The following is a 1075-nucleotide window of genomic DNA, read 5'->3' on the forward strand; positions in this document are numbered from 1 at the left end:
CTGAAGTATGGTTGCCGAGCTTGTGACGGCAGCATTAAAACAGCACCGGTGCCGCCACAGCCAATTCCCAAGAGTATCGCGAGTCCGGGTCTGTTGGCACATATCGCAACCTGCAAATACCAGGATGGACTACCGCTGTATCGACTGGAGACCACGCTGCAGCGGTCCGGTATCGAGTTACCGCGAGCCACAATGGCACACTGGATGATCCGTATTGGCGAGTTGGTTCAACCACTGATCAACCTGTTACGCGATAAACTGCTGGGATCACTGGTGATCTATTGTGATGAGACCACGGTACAGGTGCTGAAAGAACCCGGTAAAGCAGCACAAAGCAAATCATACATGTGGGTTCAGGTGGCCGGAGGCGGTAGCCGTCATCGGGTGACACTCTTTGACTACGACCCCAGCCGCAGTGGTAGCGTACCGGAACGCTTGCTAGCCGGTTATAAGGGGTATATCCAAACCGATGGCTATGAAGGGTATGCGGCGATCGGGCGTCAGGAAGGCGTCATCAACCAGGGCTGCTGGGCTCACGCCCGCCGTAAGTTCGATGAAGCAATCAAGGCTCAGGGGAAACCCCAAAAAGGAAAACCGCAAAAAGCCGGTAAGGCCCAAATGGGGCTATCTTATATCCAGAAGCTGTACCGGATCGAAAAGCAGATCACCGATCAGCCACCGGACAAGAAATTGGAGGTCCGCCAGCAGCAAAGCCAGAAGATACTAGCGAATCTGCGAAAATGGCTGGAAAAATCATTGCCACAGGTGCCGCCGAAAAGCGCACTGGGTAAGGCGCTGTATTATCTACATAATCAGTGGGATAAGCTGGTTCGCTACTGTGATGCGAGTTATCTACGGATGGATAATAATCTAGCGGAGAACGCAATACGCCCATTCGTGGTAGGGCGAAAAAACTGGTTGTTTAGTAACAGCCAAGCTGGCGCACGCGCTAGTGCTAACCTTTATAGCCTGATAGAAACGGCCAAGGCCAATGGCGTGGAACCGTACACTTACCTCTGCCGCGTTCTTACCCATCTACCTGCTGCGACAACGGTTGAGGCTATCGAAAATCTAT

At 52.7% G+C, this 1075-nt stretch carries 1 protein-coding gene; it reads left to right on the forward strand.

Annotated features, from left to right (window positions below):
* A partial coding sequence (gene tnpC / locus BGP75_RS00045) for an IS66 family transposase (RefSeq protein ID WP_076713785.1) occupies positions 1-1075 on the forward strand: 1075 nt, incomplete at both ends.

It is taken from the genome of Motiliproteus sp. MSK22-1 (genome assembly GCF_001968815.1).
GTDB lineage: Bacteria > Pseudomonadota > Gammaproteobacteria > Pseudomonadales > Balneatricaceae > Motiliproteus.